Annotated in this window: 17 protein-coding genes, 1 tRNA gene and 1 pseudogene; 10 read left to right on the forward strand and 9 right to left on the reverse strand. The window is 53.6% G+C overall.

Features of this window, described 5'->3' with window-relative positions:
• The first annotated feature begins 80 nt into the window (after window positions 1-80).
• The 5 genes from I2G69_RS03645 to I2G69_RS03665 all read left to right on the forward strand — a co-directional run bounded on the left by I2G69_RS03645 (window position 81) and on the right by I2G69_RS03665 (window position 4,494).
• Window positions 81-932 (forward strand): aldo/keto reductase, encoded by an 852-nt coding sequence (locus I2G69_RS03645; RefSeq protein ID WP_195560265.1) that lies wholly within the window; start codon window positions 81-83, stop codon window positions 930-932.
• Window positions 933-1,049: 117 nt separating this feature from the next.
• The gene (locus I2G69_RS03650) at window positions 1,050-1,814 is read left to right on the forward strand and encodes an EFR1 family ferrodoxin (protein ID WP_191362649.1); all 765 of its coding nucleotides are present in this window, start codon (window positions 1,050-1,052) and stop codon (window positions 1,812-1,814) included.
• Window positions 1,815-1,829: 15 nt separating this feature from the next.
• On the forward strand, window positions 1,830-2,681 hold the full coding sequence (locus I2G69_RS03655; RefSeq protein ID WP_195560234.1) for an aldo/keto reductase: 852 nt from the start codon (window positions 1,830-1,832) through the stop codon (window positions 2,679-2,681).
• A 253-nt stretch (window positions 2,682-2,934) separates the two neighbouring features.
• Window positions 2,935-3,075 (forward strand): hypothetical protein, encoded by a 141-nt coding sequence (locus tag I2G69_RS03660; RefSeq protein ID WP_191362651.1) that lies wholly within the window; start codon window positions 2,935-2,937, stop codon window positions 3,073-3,075.
• Window positions 3,076-3,351: 276 nt separating this feature from the next.
• On the forward strand, window positions 3,352-4,494 hold the full coding sequence (locus tag I2G69_RS03665; protein ID WP_191362652.1) for an alpha/beta hydrolase: 1,143 nt from the start codon (window positions 3,352-3,354) through the stop codon (window positions 4,492-4,494).
• A 286-nt stretch (window positions 4,495-4,780) separates the two neighbouring features.
• Here the strand turns inward: I2G69_RS03665 and I2G69_RS14385 are convergent.
• Window positions 4,781-4,906, reverse strand: a pseudogene (locus I2G69_RS14385) (hypothetical protein); the annotation flags it as partial.
• Between the two features lie 657 nt (window positions 4,907-5,563).
• Window positions 5,564-5,639, reverse strand: a tRNA-Ala gene (locus tag I2G69_RS03675).
• A gap of 344 nt (window positions 5,640-5,983) precedes the next feature.
• Between I2G69_RS03675 and I2G69_RS03680 the strand changes: the two genes are divergently transcribed.
• Window positions 5,984-6,556 (forward strand): rhomboid family intramembrane serine protease, encoded by a 573-nt coding sequence (locus I2G69_RS03680; protein ID WP_191362653.1) that lies wholly within the window; start codon window positions 5,984-5,986, stop codon window positions 6,554-6,556.
• An 83-nt stretch (window positions 6,557-6,639) separates the two neighbouring features.
• On the opposite strand, the gene I2G69_RS03685 is transcribed toward I2G69_RS03680, so the two are convergent.
• Genes I2G69_RS03685 through I2G69_RS03715 form a run of 7 tightly spaced genes read right to left on the reverse strand, consistent with a single transcriptional unit; the run spans window position 6,640 to window position 14,026 of the window.
• Window positions 6,640-7,386 (reverse strand): DeoR/GlpR family DNA-binding transcription regulator, encoded by a 747-nt coding sequence (locus I2G69_RS03685; RefSeq protein WP_191441947.1) that lies wholly within the window; start codon window positions 7,384-7,386, stop codon window positions 6,640-6,642.
• 18 nt (window positions 7,387-7,404) lie between these two features.
• On the reverse strand, window positions 7,405-8,301 hold the full coding sequence (locus I2G69_RS03690) for a glycyl-radical enzyme activating protein (protein WP_191362654.1): 897 nt from the start codon (window positions 8,299-8,301) through the stop codon (window positions 7,405-7,407).
• 12 nt (window positions 8,302-8,313) lie between these two features.
• Window positions 8,314-10,701 (reverse strand): glycyl radical protein, encoded by a 2,388-nt coding sequence (locus I2G69_RS03695; protein WP_195560235.1) that lies wholly within the window; start codon window positions 10,699-10,701, stop codon window positions 8,314-8,316.
• Between the two features lie 34 nt (window positions 10,702-10,735).
• A complete protein-coding gene (locus I2G69_RS03700; RefSeq protein ID WP_087232107.1) occupies window positions 10,736-11,674 on the reverse strand; it encodes a sugar kinase in 939 nt (312 codons plus the stop codon).
• A 46-nt stretch (window positions 11,675-11,720) separates the two neighbouring features.
• Window positions 11,721-12,725, reverse strand: coding sequence for an aldose 1-epimerase family protein (locus I2G69_RS03705; RefSeq protein WP_195560236.1), 1,005 nt, complete (start codon window positions 12,723-12,725; stop codon window positions 11,721-11,723).
• 13 nt (window positions 12,726-12,738) lie between these two features.
• Window positions 12,739-13,167 (reverse strand): secondary thiamine-phosphate synthase enzyme YjbQ, encoded by a 429-nt coding sequence (locus I2G69_RS03710; RefSeq protein WP_191362657.1) that lies wholly within the window; start codon window positions 13,165-13,167, stop codon window positions 12,739-12,741.
• The gene (locus I2G69_RS03715; RefSeq protein ID WP_191362658.1) at window positions 13,160-14,026 is read right to left on the reverse strand and encodes an amidohydrolase family protein; all 867 of its coding nucleotides are present in this window, start codon (window positions 14,024-14,026) and stop codon (window positions 13,160-13,162) included. The genes I2G69_RS03710 and I2G69_RS03715 overlap by 8 nt, the downstream gene beginning before the upstream one ends.
• 325 nt (window positions 14,027-14,351) lie before the next feature.
• On the opposite strand from I2G69_RS03715, the gene I2G69_RS03720 reads away from it, so the two are divergent.
• The 4 genes from I2G69_RS03720 to I2G69_RS03735 all read left to right on the forward strand — a co-directional run bounded on the left by I2G69_RS03720 (window position 14,352) and on the right by I2G69_RS03735 (window position 19,669).
• Entirely contained in the window at window positions 14,352-15,209 is an 858-nt protein-coding gene (locus I2G69_RS03720) for an AraC family transcriptional regulator (protein ID WP_195560237.1), read from the forward strand.
• A gap of 308 nt (window positions 15,210-15,517) precedes the next feature.
• Window positions 15,518-17,425 (forward strand): family 43 glycosylhydrolase, encoded by a 1,908-nt coding sequence (locus tag I2G69_RS03725; protein ID WP_172749608.1) that lies wholly within the window; start codon window positions 15,518-15,520, stop codon window positions 17,423-17,425.
• A 388-nt stretch (window positions 17,426-17,813) separates the two neighbouring features.
• Window positions 17,814-18,245: an RrF2 family transcriptional regulator gene (locus tag I2G69_RS03730; RefSeq protein ID WP_087232090.1), complete on the forward strand. Its 432-nt coding sequence runs from the start codon at window positions 17,814-17,816 to the stop codon at window positions 18,243-18,245.
• Window positions 18,246-18,352: 107 nt separating this feature from the next.
• Entirely contained in the window at window positions 18,353-19,669 is a 1,317-nt protein-coding gene (locus I2G69_RS03735) for a redoxin domain-containing protein (RefSeq protein WP_087232087.1), read from the forward strand.
• Window positions 19,670-19,687: the final 18 nt, after the last annotated feature.

Raw genomic sequence — 19,687 nt, forward strand, 5'->3', positions numbered from 1 at the left:
TGTATACAATATCGCCCGCGGCTAAAGCACACAACTTAAAACGGATTAATACGAACAGGAGGACTTCTATCATGAACAAAATCGAGACCATCAAGCTGAATAACGGCGTGGAAATGCCTCTGGAGGGCTTCGGCGTGTTCCAGGTGCCGAACCTGGCCGTCTGCGAACAGGCGGTACTGGACGCCATCGCCACCGGCTACCGCCTCATCGACACGGCGGCAGCCTATATGAATGAGGAGGCCGTGAGCAAGGCCATCGCCAAGTGCGGTGTGCCCCGGGAGGAACTGTTCATTACCACCAAGCTGTGGGTTCAGGACGCCAGCTACGAGGGTGCCAAGCAGGCCATTGAGACCTCTATGAAGAAGCTGGGGCTGGACTACATCGATCTGTACCTGATCCACCAGCCTATGGGCGACTATATCGGCGCCTATCGGGCCATGGAGGAGGCCAACGAAGAGGGCAAGCTGAAGGCCATCGGCGTTTGTAACTGCTATCCCCAGATTCTGGCCGATATCTGTGAGACCGTGGAGATCAAACCCGCTGTCAACCAGGTGGAGCTCCATCCCTTCTTCCAGCAGGAAAGCGCCCTGGCGCTGATGAAGGAGTACGGTGTTCATCCCGAAGCCTGGGGACCCTTCGCGGAGGGAAACCATGGTATCTTCACCCACCCCGTCCTAACCAGAATCGGCCAGAAGTACGGCAAGAGTGCTGCCCAGGTAGCCCTGCGCTGGAACGTCCAGCGAGGCGTCACCGTCATCCCCAAATCTGTCCACAAGGAGCGCATGGAACAGAATATGGATATCTGGGATTTCCAGCTCAGCGGCGAGGATATGGCGGAGATTGCGGGGCTCGACATCGGCCGCAGCGAGATTGTAGACCACAGCGACCCCAAATTTGTCCAGATGCTCCATCAGATGAGAATCCACGAATAAAAATATCCTTTTGACACGGCTGGCATGGTCCGACACCATGCCGGTTCCTGCCAGCCGGTTATTTTACGAGGCATAAGCGGACTCTGATTTACACCGAGATATGGGAGGATATCCAGTATGATCTTCTATTTTTCAGCCACAGGCAACAGTCTGTATGCGGCCAAGCGCTTTTCGGACACGCCCGTCAGCATCCCGCAAATTATGCGGGGGACTGAGCGCCAATTCTCCGATGATGCCATCGGGATCGTCTGCCCGGTCTACGCAGGGGAACCGCCCAAGATGGTGAAACGCTTCCTTCGGGAGTCCAGCTTTCAGGCGGATTATTTCTACTTCGTCCTGACCTACGGCTTTGACCAGACCGACGCGCCGGAATTCACGGCCAAGCTGGCGGCAGAGGCGGGGGTCCATGTGGATTACATCGCCTCCATCCAGATGGTGGATAACTATCTGCCGGTTTTCGACATGGATGAACAGATGTCCATGAACAAGCATGTGGAGGAACAACTGTCCGCCGCCGTACGGGCAGTATCCCGGCGGGAACGCGGCATTCCGGAGGCCACCGAGGAAGGGCGGAAGCTCCACGCCCAGGTGTCGGCCATGAACCGCGAGCGGCCGGCCTTTAACGACGGCAGTCAAATTACGGTGCAGGACAGCTGCATCGGCTGCGGGGTCTGCCAGTCGGTGTGTCCTGTGGATAATTTCTACCTGGAGGGTGGAAAGGCAAAGCGGAAGCAAAGCACCTGCGAGTTCTGCCTGGCCTGCGCCCACAACTGTCCGCAGAAGGCCATCGGATTGAGTATAGCGGATAAAAATCCCAATGCGCGCTACCGCAATCCGCATATCTCTCTGCAAGAGATCATCGACGCAAACAGAAATCCATAAAAGGAGTGTTTTATCATGACGACCATCACACTGAACGACGGCAACAAGATCCCCGCCATCGGCTTTGGGGTGTTCCTGATCCCCGCCGACGGTCCCACCTACGACGCGGTGCGGACCGCCCTCAAGGCCGGTTACCGGCACATCGATACCGCTGCCGCCTACTTCAATGAGGCGGATGTGGGCAGGGCGGTCAAGGACAGCGGCATCCCCCGCGAGGAAATCTTTATCACCAGCAAGCTATGGCTCCAGGACTACGGCTACGAGCCGGCCAAGAAGGGTCTGGACACCTCTCTGGAGAAGCTGGGGATGGATTATGTGGACCTCTACTTGCTCCACCAGCCATACGGCGATGTGGCGGGCGCATGGAAGGCCCTGGAGGAGGCCAAGGCCGAGGGAAAGATCCGGTCTATCGGTGTCAGCAACATGACCCCGAAGATCTGGAAGGAATTCGTCCCCCAGTTCAAGATCCTCCCGGCGGTGAACCAGGTGGAGTGCAACCCCTTCTTCCAGCAGCGGGAGCTGCGGGAACTGCTGGCGGGGGACGATGTAAAGATCGAGGCTTATCAGCCTCTGGGCCACGGGGACAGCAGCCTGCTCTCCCACCCGGTTATCGCCAAGTTGGCAGAGAAGTATGGCAAGAATGCTGGCCAGATCATCCTTCGATTTGAAGTACAGAGCGGCCTGATCGTGCTGCCCAAGTCCACCAACCCGATGCGAATTGCCGGCAACCTCCGTATTTTCGATTTTGAACTGACAGAAGATGAAATGAATGAGATGTACGCGCTGGACACCGGCAAGGGCCACCACGATCCAGAGGCCCCTGGCGTGGCGGAGATGCTGCTCCAGAACTATAAGATCCACGATTGATCCAGGAGGAGAAATTACTAAGAGAAAGGACTTTTGTGTGAAGCCCTTTTTATACCCATAGCTGGTGATGGTCATCGCCAGCTATGGCAAAGATGGAACGCCAGACACCATAAACGCCGCCTGGGGAAGCATCGCGGGAGGCAACCAGATCTTTCTGTGTCTCAGCTCCAACCACAAGACCGTGGAGAACACCTGGGGCGAAAGGCCTTTACTGTCAGCGTGGCGGACGAGGCGTATCTGGTGGAGGCCAACTATGTGGGGCTGGTTTCCGGAAACGATGTTCCCGACAAACTGGAGCGGGCTCCATGTGACCCGCAGCGAATTTGTGGACGCGCCTGTGATCGGCGGACTGTCGTTGGTGCTGGAGTGCGGGCTGGCGAGTTATGATCCTTAACTACCTGCATGGCTAACCGGGAGATCCTGACCGCGGTGGGAAGATCATCGTGGAAACGATCCAGAGGGAGGGCTATCCCCGCACTCTGCTGCTGGGCAGCGGTGCCGTCCAGTTTGTCCGAGATGTCCTCCACAAGAAAGTTGGATGAAATTGAAAAATGTGCCGAGTTAAGCGCCCGGTCTGACTTCGGTTAAAAAGATAGCAAAATACTCCTGTAGCAACTTTATCAGGCGAGTCCGTTATAAAAATTAAAAAAAACAGAAAGGACGAACGACCATGAAACATACTCACAAATGGCTGGCTCTGGCCCTGGCTGGGGTCTTGACCCTCTCTTTGCTGGCCGGATGCACTGGGAATGATACGCCCAGCGCATCTGCCAGTAGCTCAACCCCCGAGAAAACGCAGGAAACTGTCACGCAGACAAATTCCGACGCTCTGGTGATTGCGGAGCAAGGCATCTTCTCCGCCGGCGGCACGGTCATTTCCTCGGACGGCACCTTCGATGTGGCCAACTATTACACCTCTCGGGAAGGTTCTACCGCCCATGTGGACCACGCCAATGTACTTTACCAGATCCCTGAAGATGCCACCGGGCTGCCCATGGTGTTTCTCCACGGCTATGGACAGTCCCGTATGGGATGGATGACCACTCCTGATGGACGGGAGGGTTGGTCCAATATGTTCTTGCGGATGGGCCACAGTGTTTGGCTCATCGACCAGCCCCGCCGGGGCGAGGCCGGACAGACCTCGGTGGCAGGCACCATGACCACCACCCCCTCCGACCAGACATGGTACACCCAGTTCCGTATCGGCACCTATTTAAACGATGAATTCACTTACAACGAAGGCTCCCAATTCCCCCAAGGCGAGGATGTCCTGGATCAGTTCTTCCGGCAGATGACTCCTGATACCGGCATGGACAATGCCGCAGGAGATCAGGCCATTGACTTCGCAGTTGTGGCCCAAGCTGTTGCGGCGACGATTGACGAAGTTTATGAGCGTACCGGCCAGGACTCCATTCTGGTAACCCATTCACAGGGCGGTATGCCTGGCTGGGAGGTTCCCCTGTATACGGATCATGTGGCTGCCATCGTGGCCATTGAGCCGGGTATGGCCCCAGAGGTAGGCAGTGACTCTTACAATGCTATGGTGGAGCAGAATATCCCTGTTACTTTCTACTATGGGGATTACATCGGTGAGGAGTTTGCAGATGTTCCTGCCGCCTCCATGTGGTCTATGATGGCCGCCAGCGCGGATACCTTTACCGATGCCTATACTGCTGCCGGCGGCAACAGCACAGTGGTCCATCTGCCCGACGAGGGTATCACCGGCAACGACCACTTTATGTTCCAGGATCTGAACAATGATGTAATTGCCGACCACATCGAAGCCTGGATTCAAGAAAATGTGACGGAATAACTGATGTAAAAAATTACAAAAAGCTATGCGCTTCATAGTGCGGAAGATGTGATAGAAATCGTTTGTGGCGCTGGATATCTCTCTGTCTCGGAAAGTATATCTCATTTCGTTAGATCTACTTTTGGTGGAGAAACGGTACTCAAATCCTGCGGGGGAATAAAACAATAAAACCCTCCGTGATTTACAGGAGCCTCGTGCTCCGCTATACTAAAAGCAGAGAGGTGCAGTGAAGGCGCGCTCGCATAAGGAAGTAATTTTATTGCCGCAGGGTGGCATGGCTGAAAGGTCATGCTGTCCTGCCTTTCCTTTGCCGTTCGACGGTCTGATCGTCACCCGGCAGATTGACTTCTCCGATGAAGTTCCAGACCAGTTCAATCTTCTGCCTGCGGTGGCCGCTGGACTTGTCCGGCGCATGGACGCGGACCCATTCGTATCATTTCCCGCGCCGCCGTATTTCGGGCAGCGGCCGGAAGTTACCGGTCAGCCCCTGCGCCTTCAGGGGGGCGCCTGTTCCATCAGGGTCATATATTCCCGCACCATACAGGCTCGTTCCCGTTCGGGGGGGCTGCATCTTCGTAAACGTACCGGATGCTAGCGCCATCGCTGATTTTGCACAGAGGAAGACCCATCTATTCCACAGGGAGCAGGCCATCCTGCTCCGGCTGTGCCGTGAAGTCTTTTCGGCGAAGAGTGATGCAAAGTTCCCGAAAAAACGGATTGCGATCCATTTCGTTTCCCTCCTAAATCTTAGTGCCCTTTTTGAGATTGCCTGAAAATGAAAAAGGGTGCCAACTCATTGGCCCGTCGTGACCAACAAATTGACGCCTCAAATTTTGTGTATTCGATTGATAGAAAAATAGCGCCCTTTTTGAAAATTGATGCTTCAAAAAGGGCGCTACATGGTTTCTGGTTTTGCCAACCTCCGAGAAGAGGGGGTTCGAATCCCACCAGTTAGGGGGAAACAGCGGTTGGCATCTATGGAATCATCCGTGAATTTTTGAGCTGAAAAAGCCCGGAAACGGTTGATGCCACTGGCTTTTCGCCAGTGGCATCTACTGTTTTGATTTTATGGTGGACCTGAAGGGATTCGAACCCACGACCTCTCGGATGCGAACCGAACGCTCTCCCAGCTGAGCTACAGGCCCATATTTCTGCCGCCAAAGGCATCTCCCTTGACGGCGAGATTTATTATAGCATGTTCTTTCAAACAATGCAAGTCCTAAAACAAATTTTTTGACAAAAAGATTCTAGCTTTTCCCGCAAATAGGGGATGTTTGCATGAATGCGGGTTTCTTTTTACCCATGTCCATACAATCCATAGAGACATACCGTCCATCTTTATGGTACAATACTCCTGGAAGACAAGCGTGTTTCTCAAATACCATCAGAAAAAGAGCCTCTACTAAGGGTTCATGTGATCTGGCCACACAGCCGTTACAGGCATTCTTACACCGGAAGCATTTTTCCATTTATATAAGGAGGAGTTTGTATGGCGGTTTTGAAACGGATTCATTACAATACACCGGTCGTTTTGACCTTTTTCTTTCTCTCTCTGGCGGCGCTGCTGTTGGGCGCTCTGACCGGCGGATGGACAACGCAGGCTTTCTTCTCCGTCTACCGGTCACCGTTGACTGACCCGCTCGGATACGTCCGTCTGTTTGGCCATGTTCTAGGACATGCGGGATACGAGCATTTTGCGGGAAATATGCTCCTTTTCTTGGTGATCGGCCCACCTATGGAAGAGAAATATGGAAGCAAAGTCCTCCTGACTGGCATTCTGTTGACCGCGCTGATCTCGGGCCTGCTGCAATGCATCTTTTTTCCAGTCACCGCGCTGTTGGGAGCAAGCGGTATTGTATTTATGCTCGTTATGCTTTCCTCCTTGGCGGGGATGAAAGAGGGGAGAGTCCCCCTGACGCTGATCCTGGTTGCCATCCTATATCTAGGACAGGAGGTGTACGCCGCTCTCTTTGTTCAGGACAATGTAGCGCATTTTATGCATCTGGTGGGTGGCGCTTGCGGCACCGTTTTTGGATTCGCCGCCGCGCGAAAGAAGCTATAAAGAAAAGACAGGTATTTGATTCCCGAAAAAAGTCCTCAGGCAAACCGTTGCGTTTCCCTGAGGACTCTTCTTTTTGATTGAGATCAGACAACTGTCACCTGTACATTCCGTTTGCGTAGGCCTTCGCAGATTTCAGAATCTGCGCTGGCATCGGTAATCAACTCGGAAACGCTGGAGGTACTCAAAAAAGATACCGTCCCACTTTTTCCCAACTTGGAACCGTCCAGCAGCATACAGATGCGATCTGCACAATGGACCATCTCGCGCAGCGCCTCTGCGCGCTCCATATCTACGCCGAAGAATCCACCCGCAACAGTAAACCCGTCCGCGCCGACAAACGCGGTGTTTACGTGGAAATCTTGCAAGCACCGCTTGACCAACGGCCCCACCATGCATTGGGAGTGCTTCTGATAACTGCCGCCCAGCAGAATGATCCGTCCATCCGGCTCCTTGCAGAGGTTCGCCGCAACATAGGCGGAGTTGGTCAAGATTGTGACATTGCGCCGAGTTTCGGCCACCTGTGCGGCAAACATGGCACAGGTGCTTCCGGTGCCGACAATGATTGTCTCGCCGTCCCGCACCCTCTGGGCTGCGGCCGCCGCGATCTTCAGCTTTGCCTCATAGTGCAGAGCCATATGATAATTCGTGTCGTCCGGGTTGGGGAGGGTCGCATAGCCGCGCCGCCGGGCCAGGATTCCCTTTTTAGACAGGGTGTTTAAATCATTGCGCACAGTCACTTCGCTGGTATTCAGCAGGCGGGCAAGCTGCCCTGTCTCAATTTCGCCGCGTTCCGCGACCAGTTCAATCATCTTTACATGGCGTTCGATCATGTCCATTCTCCAATCCGGCTATCGTTCGTTTACTTCCACAGCAAGCCCGCCCGCGTCCAGCGTATCGACTATCGCCTGCACCGCGGCGACGGACAAAGGTTCGCTGCCCAGGGTATAAGGCATGCTGAGATTGGTGTATTTGCTGATGCCAAATGTATGATAGGGGAGCAGGGTTACCTTTTTGGCACCGGACTCCCGTGCGAAGCGGAGAATATCCTGCAATTCGTCCGCCGTGTCGTTGAAAGTGGGGATAACGGGGACCCGCAAATCGGTGGCATTATGTGCCAGGTAATACTGGGCAGAAGCGAGCGACTGCCGGTTGGATACCCCTGTGAACCGGCGGTGCTTTTCGTCGTCCGTGTGCTTGACGTCCACCATCACATAGTCGAGCAAAGGGGAAAGGCGCGCGGTCAGCTCTAACGGATAGTTGCCGTTGGTCTCAATAGCGGTCTGAATTCCCTGTTCCCGGCAGGCTTCCAGGCATTGCAGAAGAAATTCACTCTGAACAGCCGGTTCCCCTCCGGAGAACGTGACCCCACCCCCGGTGCGCTGGTAGAAATCCCGGTCCTTACAGACCAGCTTGACGACTTCCTCCACCGTTTTGTCATAGCCTACCAGCATCAGCGCGTCGCTCGGACACAGGTCGATGCAGTGGCCGCAGCGCACGCATTTGGTATGGTCGGTGAGGAAGCCCGCATCGTTGTGGGAAACCGCCCCGTGCGGGCAGACCTCCTCGCACCGGCCGCATCTCGTACACAGGCTGTCTTTGCGCAAAACCTGCGGCGCCGGGAGGAGCGATTCCGGATTGTGACACCAGAGACAAACCTGGTTGCAGCCTTTGAGAAAGACAACCGTGCGGATACCGGGACCGTCGTCCAGACTAAACCGCTGGATATTGAACAAATGACCTGTCATAAAAACCTCCGATTAAGCGAATGCATCGTATTCTGTGCGGGCGATCAGGTGATCCTGCCATTTCTTTTCCAGCTCGCAGTAGAAGCAGCTAAAGCCGGCCACCTTAACCACCAAGGAGCGATAATTTTCCGGATGCTGCTGTGCGTCGAGCAGCACTTCGCGGCCGACCACATTGAACTGTACCTGGAATCCGCCCTTCTCAAAATAGACCGCGATGGCTTGGGCGATCTTTTCGATCTTCTCCGGGCTGTTCAGCGCCGAAGGATGGAAACGGATGTTTAAGATGGAGCCGTTGTCCATCAGGGCGTGGTCGATCTTGGCGAGGCTGTTGAAGACGCCGGTGATCCCCTGCAAATCCGTGCCAGGGGTGGGGGACATATTGTCGGCCAGGCTTTCGCCTGCGCGCCGTCCATCGGGCGTAGCGCCGACCACTGCACCGTCGGTCACGTTCATAACGACCGTTTGGGCCGTGCAGCCGAACTGCCCGCCGCGCAGCGGGGTAAACTGGCGCATCTTCGCCGGCAAAATGGTAAAGAGGTCGCGGCAGAGATCGTCCACCTCGTCGTCGTCGTTGCCGAATTTTGGCGCATTCAACAGGGCCTTGCGGATCGCCATTCCCTTGTCGCTGGCGAAGTTCTCGTCGATGGCCTCCATAACCTCTTTCAGGGTATATTTCTGATCTTTAAAGCACACGCGTTCCAGCGCTTCCAAGGCGTTGGCGGCATTTGGGTAGCCGTGCGCATGCACGATGGTGTCGTTGTAATTGGGTCCGCGTCCCCAGGAGATGTCTTTGCCCATCTCAATGCGGTAATCCACCACGCCGGAGAGGAATGGCGTCGGGGTCAGCGTATAGTAGCTCTCCGCGATGGCCCGTTCGATCCGCGGGATAAAGGGGAGATAGAAGTCGAGCTGTTCCTCCCAAAGAGCGATAACCTCCTTGAGATTGCGGCACTCAACAAAGGGACGGCTGGACGGGCACAAACATTTGCCCGTATTGGGGTTGTATCCGTCGTGGAGCGCCAACTCCAACAGCTTCATTACATTGACATAGACCGGCGTAACGCCTGTGCCGTGTTTGCCGGGAATGCGCACTTCGCTGCAGCCCATACCGGCCCAATTGCGGGCGTCGCTCAGCGGGATCCCCGCACGCACCATCATATCGACCGCGACATCGTCGTTGAAGAACGCCGGCATCCCGCCGCCGTGACGCACCAACGCGCGCAAAGCTGCTTCATAGAATTCCAGAGGTGTGGTGCTGCCCATGCTGACGATCACGGTTGGAATATTCATATTGGTATTGCCGAGCGCCTCCAAGAAAATGTACGACAGTTCGTTGACCGCTGTCTTCCCATCCTGGGTCTGGCCGCCCAGCGTAATGGTCTGGAAAAGCTGGTTGCCGCCGAGGTTTTCGGTGGTGCCCCAGTCGCGCAGCTTGTTGGCCTCAAAGCATTTAAGAAGGAAGCACTCGCAGAGCTGCTGGGCAAAGGCTGCGTCAATCCGGCCGGCCGCACGGTCGCGGTCGTAATATTTCTTCAAATAGCTGTCCATGCGGCCCATGGAAATGCTGTGGCCGTTCGATTCCATCTGGATCATCAGGTGGATAAACAGGACAAACTGCAACGCCTCGTAGAAGGTATCCGGCGCCTTGCGCGGCACCTTTGCACAGATGCGGGCGATCTCCGTCAATTCCGCACGGCGTTCCGGCGTCGGCGCGGATTTCGCCTTTTCAAAGGCCAGCTTTGCTAGGCGGTCGGCATAGTCGAGCGCGCCCTGCATACAAATCACGACGCTCTCCAGGAACGCCTTCTTCTCTAAGTATTCCGGATCATCTTCGCGCAGGAGGGCGAGGTTGCGCTGTGCCTCGTCGATGACACCCTCCAGGCCGATATCGAGCAACTTCACATAATCCGGGATGATATGGCCGTCGCCGTTCTGGTTGTGCTCGATAATCATCGTCTCGTTGACGCTCGGATGCTGCTCGCCGATCAGATACTCCCCGATGGTGTTCTTCAAATTGTAGCCCACCCGGTCGTAGTGGGTGTAGCCCTTCCATTTTTCGCACATGGACAGGATCTCATCGTGCAGCTCCGGCGGCACGATAAAGCGCTGGCGGTCGCGCTTCTCAAACGTATCGAGCTCTTCTTCGATCCAATCCACTGCAAATTCCGGGAACAGGGCGGCTGCCAGCGGCTTGCTGGCGGTGTTGCCCACAAGCAGGTCGTCGTCGCCGATATAGATGGTCATTTCCCGCAGGTAGCGCGCAAAAGCTTCCGCGCGGCGGATGACCAGCGGGCGCTCCGGGTGGGAAAAGAATTCCTCTGTATAGATACGTCCGCGCTCCATGCAGATCTCTGGGGGATAGGAGCGGATGTAGTCCTTGATTCGCTGGGTCCTCGTCATATCGATTCCATCCTTTCTATACAAAATCAATCGTTTATGAATGGGCCTTGAGAAACGCTTCCAACTCTGCACGGCTGGGAGCGCCCTCCATAGGGCCTTGTTTGCGTACGCTCATCGCGCCGGCTGCACAGGCAAAACGCCCGCACTCCGAAAGAGGCTTGCCTTCGATCAGAGCGGTCAGGAACGCCCCGCAGAAGGTATCACCGGCGCCGGTGGGGTCAACTTCCTCCACCTGGAAGCTGGGAACCGGGATTTTCTCGTTTCCCTGGTAGATGATGCAACCCTCGCTGCCGTTTTTCAAAACGACCAGTTTTCCCTGGTCCGCCCAGAGACGGCATCCTTCCTCGTCGGTGGCGCATCCGGTAAACAGGGCAGCCTCTGTCTTGCTGGGGAAAATGATGCTCGCCTTCTCAATGACCGGCCGGCAGAGCTCCCGCACTTCCTCCACGCTGAGGGATTCGGGGCGGATGTTGGGGTCGAAGCTGATGCGGCTGCCCTCCGGCAGCTCGTCGACAATGCGGTAGCACGTCTCCTGCAAGCTCTTGCTCACGCTCATGTTGTAGCCGGTGAGATGGAACCACTTGGTTCCCTGTAGTTTCTCCATGTCGAGATCCTCGGCGTGGGTCATCCCGGCTGCGGCGTGGCGGCTGTGGTACAGGAAATCGCGGCTGCCGTCCGAATAATAGCAGACAAACGCGCAGCCGGTGGAAGCGCCGGGAATGTCCTTGACCATGCTCACATCGACGCCGCTGGAGACCATCTGCGCCTTAAAGCACTTGCCAAAGGGGTCCGGGCCCACGCTGCCGATGACCGCTGTCTTTGCGCCCAGCTTTGCAGCGATGTTTACCGTGATCGGCGTATCACCGCTTGCATAGGGACCGGTAAAGTCCGCTGGTTTGTCCAGCGGTTTATCCAATTCCTTGCGCATAATTTCGCACAGGATTGCACTGACTGTCACAAGATCGTATGCCATACGTTTCGCCCTTTCTCAATTAAATTTTACACGAAATAGGTCTATCTTACAACTCCTCAATAAAGGAAAAATGCAGGGAATAGGTTTTGCTTTCACCGGGTTGCAGGATGGGTGCCAAGCACCCCTCTTCACCGATTTTCTTTCCGTCCAGGGGCGCGTTGAGCGGCTCCATGCCGAGCACATATTCGCCCTTTCCCAGCATTTTCCACTGGCAGAAGTAGGGGAGGTCGGCGTGGTTCCATGAGACCCGAACGCCAATGCGCCGAACCGGATTATAAACGGTATAACCGCTTTGCCCCTGCGCATCCTGCGCCAGTTCATGGAAATAGCAGCACTCCTGGTAGGGATACGCCGGCGGTTCAATTTCCCGCCAATGCTCCATTTCCTCCGCAGCGTGGGCGTCGCGCGGTTCCACGCCGAGACTGTCTAGGACAATCTTTGTGTCCTCGCAGAGGAGCGGGTAGCCGAAATTGATGTGGTAGGAGAGCAAAAACGGACGTGCCCCAAAGCCGCAGTTGGTCACGGTGTCCGTCAGGGTAAAGGCGTCCTCACCGTAGGAAAATGCGTAGGTGCGGCGCAGACGCAGGTTTTCTCCAAAGATGCGCGCTTCCCGCATAGACCCTTCTACCGTCAGACTCATGGAATCCGCCGTCCGGCTGCGTGTGACGCGGACGTCCTCGGCAGGGCAGTTTGCCTCCCTTCCATGCAGGCCGCGCGATTCTCCAGCGATCTCCGCCGGAGAGCCGATGTGCTGCAAGCCGCAGGTGGTCAGGAAACCGACGTAGAAGCCGCGCAGCCACTCCGTACCGCGGGCGTCATAGTACGCGGGTGCGGTGATGCCGCACGGCGCGATGTAGTTGAGGTTGGCGCCCTTGTAGCGCACCTGGTACAAATCCATCGCGCGGCCGGGAAGAAGGGTGCATTCCAGCGCGCCGCCGTTGTCCACCTGGATCATGCGCACGCCGTCCTGCCTGCCATCCAGCAAGCGGGCGTCGCGCACGCTCATCAGCTGGTCCGGTTCCCCGATATAAGCAAAGAGATTTTGCTCCATAATCGATCCCTCCTTATTCGCCGATCACATCGACAAAGACTGTGCGTTCCTGCGGCCCGTCAAATTCCATGAGGACGATCTCCTGCGCCGCCCCCATAATCATGCTTCCGTTTTGGATGGGGAAGATGCAGCTGTTGCCCGTCAGCAGGCTCCGCAGATGGCCGTAGGCGTTGGCGCTGGTGCGTCCATAGGTGGGCAGAAAGTGCGCATGGGAGTATTGGGCATCATCGTCCACAAGTTTATGTAAAAGGACCTTAAAGTCGTCCATGATGCATTCCAACGGCTCAGTGACCACAATGCCGCAGTTCGTGTGCGCCACTACGGTGGTGACAATCCCGCTGGTAACGCCGGATTCCTTGACATACGCCTTGACCCGCTCGCCGATATAATGGTATGAATATTCGTCGTCGGTCAGGACGCTGAATTGGTAATGTTTAACCATTTTCTTTCTCCTCCATTCCTAAGAAACGCAGGGCGTTCCCGCCCAGCACCATGGCCTTCTGCTTCGACCGCAGGTTCAAAACGTCCACAGCGCCGATCATGCGCTTTTGCTCAATGCGGGGATAGGTGCTGCCGAACATCACCTTGTCCGCCAACATGCGGTCGATCCAGTATTCGCCCATCTGGACGTTGAAGGTGGTGTGGAAGAACTGCTTGGGGGAATCGAAATAGAGCAGCGCTGTGTCCGCATAGACATTCGGATATTTGAGCAGCAGCATGGCCGTCTCCATAATATAGGGCCAACCGAAGTGGCCAAGGCAAATGCGCAAATCCGGGTAGCGCATGGCTACGTCTTCAAACAATACCGGCCGGGAATAGGTGGACGGGCTGTCTTTGATCCAGGTCATACCGGACTGGAACAGGATGGGCTTGTTGTATTTCAGGCAGACCTGATAGACCGGGTCCATCAAATGAAAATCGTTTGGATAGAAGCGCTGCATGGCAGGGCTCAACTTGAGACCAGCGAGATGCAGCTCTGTGAAGGCCTTTTCCAAAACCTCGACGGCGTCGGGGCGCTGCGGGTCTACGCTGGCAAAGCCGATCAAACGCTCCGGCTGTAGGTCCACCAGGGTGCGAATCTCTTCGTTGGAGACGATGGTATCCCCAGCGCGGGTGGTCACATCCTCAGCGCTGATAACGCACTTGTCGATTCCGGCGGCGTTGAGCTGCTTCATAAACAATTCCATGGGCCAGACATGCTGCTTGTATAGGAAGTACTGCTCGCGGCGGAATGCGACGCGGTCTGGATCTTGGCAGATTTCCTTGAGAAAGCCCGGAAAGGCATATACATCGATAACCATGTGATTTTTTCTCCTTTACCAATCTGGATTGTACGGGTAAGATTTGTTGGCCTCATTATAACTCTTTTCCGTGCGAATATCAATTAACTTTCGTACGAAATTATAACTCTGCTTTTGTAAATATCAACAGAATGGCTTTTAGAGAAATCCTATAAAATCCATCGAGGAAAATTTTGTGCATGCATCCATATTCTTTCATCTGTTTGAGACCATGCATGGGATGTGCTATGATATAGAAAATAGGAACCCTCTCTTTTTTGGTGCATTCCCTCAGAGGAAAAACGATGGAGTTTCCGCTATCCTAAAGAACAAGGAGTTGATCGGAATGGATTGGGTCAAACAGCTCAACCAAGCGTTGGCGTATATCGAGGCAAACCTGGAGGGAGAAATCCACCTGGAACGGGCGGCGCAGCTTGCCTGCTGTTCCACGTACCATTTTCAACGGATGTTCACCTATCTGGCGGGAATCCCACTCTCCGAGTATATTCGCCGCCGGCGGATGACCAAGGCGGCGTTGGACCTACAAAATGGCGCGAAAGTGCTCGACGTTGCTCTGAAATATGGCTATGATTCTCCGACAGCATTTAACCGCGCATTCCGTGGAGTACATGGGGTGGCGCCTTCCAGCGCCAAAGAGCCAGGGGTGCAGTTGTGTTCTTTCCAACCGATCAGCTTCGTCATCACGATCAAAGGAGAGATTGCATTGAATTATCGAATCGAACACAAAGAAGCGTTCCGAATTGTGGGCATCCACGCACCTATGGAAAAGGAGATTGAGAGGAACTTCCAAACGGTTCCAAAGCTTTGGGAAGAGATTGCTTCCGGAGGGATCCTCCCAAAGCTGCTTCCCCTGATGAACGGCCAACTCTCCGGTGTGCTCGGTGTCTGCGCATGCGGGGAAAAAGAGGATTGGCGGTATTGGATTGCTGTGGCAAGCGATGCGCCGTCCGGGGAGTTTGATGCGTATACCATCCCAGCGTTCACTTGGGCGATTTTCCCTGGGAGCGGTCCGATGCCCGGCGCTATCCAGGAGCTGGAAAAGCGTATCGCCACCGAATGGCTTCCGACATCGGGCTATGAATTTGCCGACGGCCCCGATGTAGAGGTCTATTTCACGCCAGATCCCAAGCAGGCGACTTTTGAGGTCTGGGTCCCTGTTTGCAAGGGAACCGAAACAAAATAATGGACGAACGCCCCTTGCCTCCGGTTGGCCGGAAGCAAGGGGCGTGTTTTTTTTGTTTCCGCTAGTCGTGATGAATGGAAACGAACAGGTTATTCGATATTATATATTTAAAATATTTATAAAAATATTTTTTAATATATTGATATTTTAATAAATTTATACTATAATGCAACTGAAAAAGACGTTGGTTCTATGATGTGATATGGCGGAACCAATTTCTTTTGATATGTTTTATGTTTGGCAAGTAAGAAAACAGTTTGGTTGAAATGTTCCGAAAAAAGACAAAACAAACAGAAAGGAAGAATTGCATGAAACGATGGAAAAAAAGTGTAGGAGCTCTGTTAGCGGTTATGATTGCTGTAACAGCGGCGATCCCAGCCGTTTCGGCCACTTCAGAGCTTCCAGGCACCGCTTCAGACTCCGAGACAAATGCAACCTATTACAACAACGCAACGATCCCGGCAGCGGACCCGTATGTCCTTTATGATGACGACAGTGGCTATTACTATGCTTATAGCACGGATGGGGCAAACAGCGGCTACTATTTTGGCGTTTACCGGTCACCGGATCTGGTAACCTGGGAAAAAGCTTCCAATGGGGCAATCCAAAGAAATGACCCGAACCAATGGGGGTCCACCTGGTTCTGGGCGCCAGAAGTCTATAAGAATGAAGAGACCGGCCTGTTTTATATCTTCTATTCCGCAATGTTGAAGCCCGAATTGCGTGAAGAGGCGTTTGCCTATGCCGACTTCGAAGAGGCTTGTAAGATCGGCGTGGCCGTGTCTGAAACGCCGGAAGGGCCATTCCATATCATTGACGACGAACCGATCGATTATTATCCCTATGACCCAGATTATTATGACGTCAACTTGATTATGGATGAGAAACAGATGAAACCGCCGGCAAGCCTGGAAGAGGGTATGACTGCGCCCAAGGGTACTTATATCCCGACCATCGATGCCAATGTTTTCTTCGATGACGACGGCCGGATGTATCTGTACTATTCAAGAAATGCATACCGGAACTGGGTATGGGACGAGGATCTAGGTAAATATATCGAGGAATCCAATATCTACGCGGTAGAATTGAACACCGATTGGTGGGATGATCCGACGGGAAGCACGATGCCGACTGTGAAAGAGGAGTACATCAACGCAAATAAGTCGCCGGAAGATACAGAAGATGTCCGGAAAGACGGATATGTTCCGATTATTAACTATGCCGGTGAAAAGCAAGAATGGGAAAACGCGCACGTCAACGACTATGAGAAGTATAATGGCGGAAAGAAAGACCGTAGATGGGCAGAAGGCTCCACGACGTTGAAGTACTACTATGACAAGGACGGCGATGGGGAAGACGAAGCGATCTACTATATTCTTTACTCCTGCAACAACTATGAGAACGAAAACTACGGTGTTGGCTATGCGGTTGCGGATAACCCGCTCGGCCCGTGGGATAAGTATGATCTGAATCCGATCCTGTCGCAGGATGAAGAGTTGAGCGTATATTCGACCGGACATGGAAGCTTTATTACAACACCCGATGGGACGGAGAGCTATTACGTCTATCACGGCCGTTCTTCGACGACGGGTGGCAGAAGGTTGTATACAGATCGGATGTATATCGATGAGACGAAATTGGATGCGGATGGCAACCCAGTTATCTGGGTGGATCAGAGCACAAGCGACCGGCCGGTGCCATCCGGCACAGCGCCGTACACAATGCGTGCAGATGTGGACACCCTTTTCATCGATATCGAGGAAGGAAACTCCGCTTCCTTCTCTGTGGATATCGAAAGCGCGTCAGGAGCAAAGTTACCGTTGGCAAATGTGTTGAACCGTGTGCAGGCAACTGTTGCGGACGAGGACATTGCAGATGTATCCGTGGACGGTGGAAATGTGACTGTAACATCGAAAGATGCTGGCAGTACCACTATCACCTTGACCTATCAGAGGTTGAGCAGCTCTGGTGAATACTACGATGTGCAGAACGAAGGCGAGACGGTATTCATCGAGATTCCTGTAACAGCAGGGGAGCCCGTGTTTGGTGATGTCGATGGCGACGGCCAGGTGTCGAAGTCTGATATGGATCTGGTAGAGGAGTATATCTTAGGAAACGTAGAGTTGACGGAACAGCAGTTTGCCCGGGCAGATTGCAATGAAGACGGTGCGGTAAACGTCTTAGATCTCGTGAGAATTAGAAAAGCAATTGGATAATATTTTGAGGAGGGAACAGGACATCCCGTTTTCGGGATGTCCTGTTTTTGCTTTCAAAAGGTTTTAAAATGGTTATCACCATGCACTTATCGTTTAAACGATCGTGAATTTTTTAAAAAATCACATATTTTGCGTCGTGACATTTCGATAATGGTATTCTTGGCGATCTTTTGCCGGATTTCTTAAAAATTTGGATCGATCCCATTTGAAAAATAAGGATTGACAAATCTAACTGTTCTCATTATACTAACAGTTAGAAACTGAAATTAAATTGAGAACAGTTAGGACGGTTTATCATCGTGTCTTCCATGAACAGGTTCTGATCCTGCTTAGGTGGCGGCCCCTCCATATTCAGAACCATCTATGGGGAGGAAAAGGAGGTGGGATTTTGAATAGCGAATTTAGTGTGGCCGTCCATACGCTTGTCTTTTTAAACCATATGGGAACCACACTTTCCAGTGAAGAACTGGCGAAAAATGTATGCACCAATCCAGCGCGTATCCGTAAAATTATGGCAAAATTAAAAAAAGCTGGGTTGGTCGATACGAAAGAGGGGATTGACGGCGGATACCATTTTATCCTAGACCCCGCCGCCGTGACGCTCCGTCAGATCAGTGAAGCGTTGGACATGCGTTTTGTCTCTGCCAATTGGCAAAGTGGGGATACCGATATGAAGTGCTTGATTGCTTCCGGTATGGCTGCCATTATGGATGATATCTATGGACAGCTTGATGAACTCTGCCGGACGCATTTGGACAGCATCACCATTCAAAAAATCGAAGATCATATTTTTGGCCAGGGGTTTCAGAAAATTCCATAAACAGAGGATCTGTAGTATGGTCACCGCTCAAAGCGGTTTTTCATTCTCGCTGGCAACAAAAGAACTCCTTGCATAGACCTTAAAATTCATCGAAGAGGAGGTCCTGTATGGGCTTTTCAGTTGAAACAAGCATATCCGCTATTACTGTTTTCTTACAGGGTATTTTGAGCTTCTTTTCCCCGTGTGTACTTCCGCTGGTCCCGCTCTATATCGGTTACTTGGCGGGCGGCACAAAAACCGTCGACCCGGATGGGACGGTCCACTACCAGCGCAAAAAGGTCCTTCTGAACACTTTATTTTTTGTAATAGGCATCAGCTTTGCGTTCTTCCTTTTGGGCTTCGGTTTTACCGCGGCAGGGCGTTTCTTCAGTGGAAACCGGATGCTGCTTGCGCGCATCGGTGGCGTGATCGTGATTCTGTTTGGTTTGTACCAGCTCGGAATCTTTGGCTCCCGGTTCCTCAGCAATGAACACCGGTTGCCGTTCCGCCTTGACCGGCTGGCAATGAATCCGTTAGTCGCTCTGGTGCTTGGATTCACCTTTAGTTTTGCATGGACCCCCTGCGTAGGGCCTGCCTTGGCGAGTGTTTTGCTGATGGCCTCTTCTGCAAACTCAGCGGCAACCGGCTTTGCCTTGATCGGCGTCTATACCTTGGGTTTCGTGATCCCGTTCCTCGCGGTGGGCCTGTTTACCAGCACGCTGCTGGACTTCTTTAAAAAGCATCAGAAGGTCGTCAAGTACACCGTGAAGGCCGGCGGAATCCTGATGATCTTAATGGGCGTCATGATGATTACTGGCTGGATGAACGGCGTCACTGGATACCTGTCCAGCTTTGGTGGGACGGGGGACAGCACAGCTTCTTCGGAAAGTACATCCGCGGTGCCTCCGGCAAACAGCGAAGCCTCACAGACGGACAGCAGCGCTCCAGCGTCTTCTGAGACGGAGAATTCAGAGGAAGAAATTCCAGAAATCCCAGCTCCAGATTTTACACTGACCGACCAAAACGGAGAGCCCCATACGCTTTCCGATTACAAGGGCCAGGTGGTGTTCCTTAACTTCTGGGCGACCTGGTGCGGCCCTTGTAAGCAGGAGATGCCCGATATCCAGGCGATGTACGAGGAATTCAATCAAAACAGCGACGAGGTTGTGATCCTTGGCGTTGCAAACCCCAAGACCGACGACGTCCCGTATAATCAGGACGGCACCATCGAGGAGGTCACGCAGTTCCTCTCGGACAATGGTTACACCTATCCGGTCGTGATGGATACGACCGGGGAGATCTTTGCCGCATATGGCGTAACGGCATTCCCGACCACCTTCATGATCGATAAAGAAGGGAACGTCTTTGGCTATGTTACGGGCACCCTCACGGACAGCATGATGCATGACATTGTGCAGCAAACCCTTGAAGGAAGGCGCTCTTAACAAAAGATCATACCCATG

The organism is Anaeromassilibacillus sp. D41t1_190614_C2, from assembly GCF_015558525.1.
Classification (GTDB): domain Bacteria; phylum Bacillota; class Clostridia; order Oscillospirales; family Acutalibacteraceae; genus Anaeromassilibacillus; species Anaeromassilibacillus stercoravium.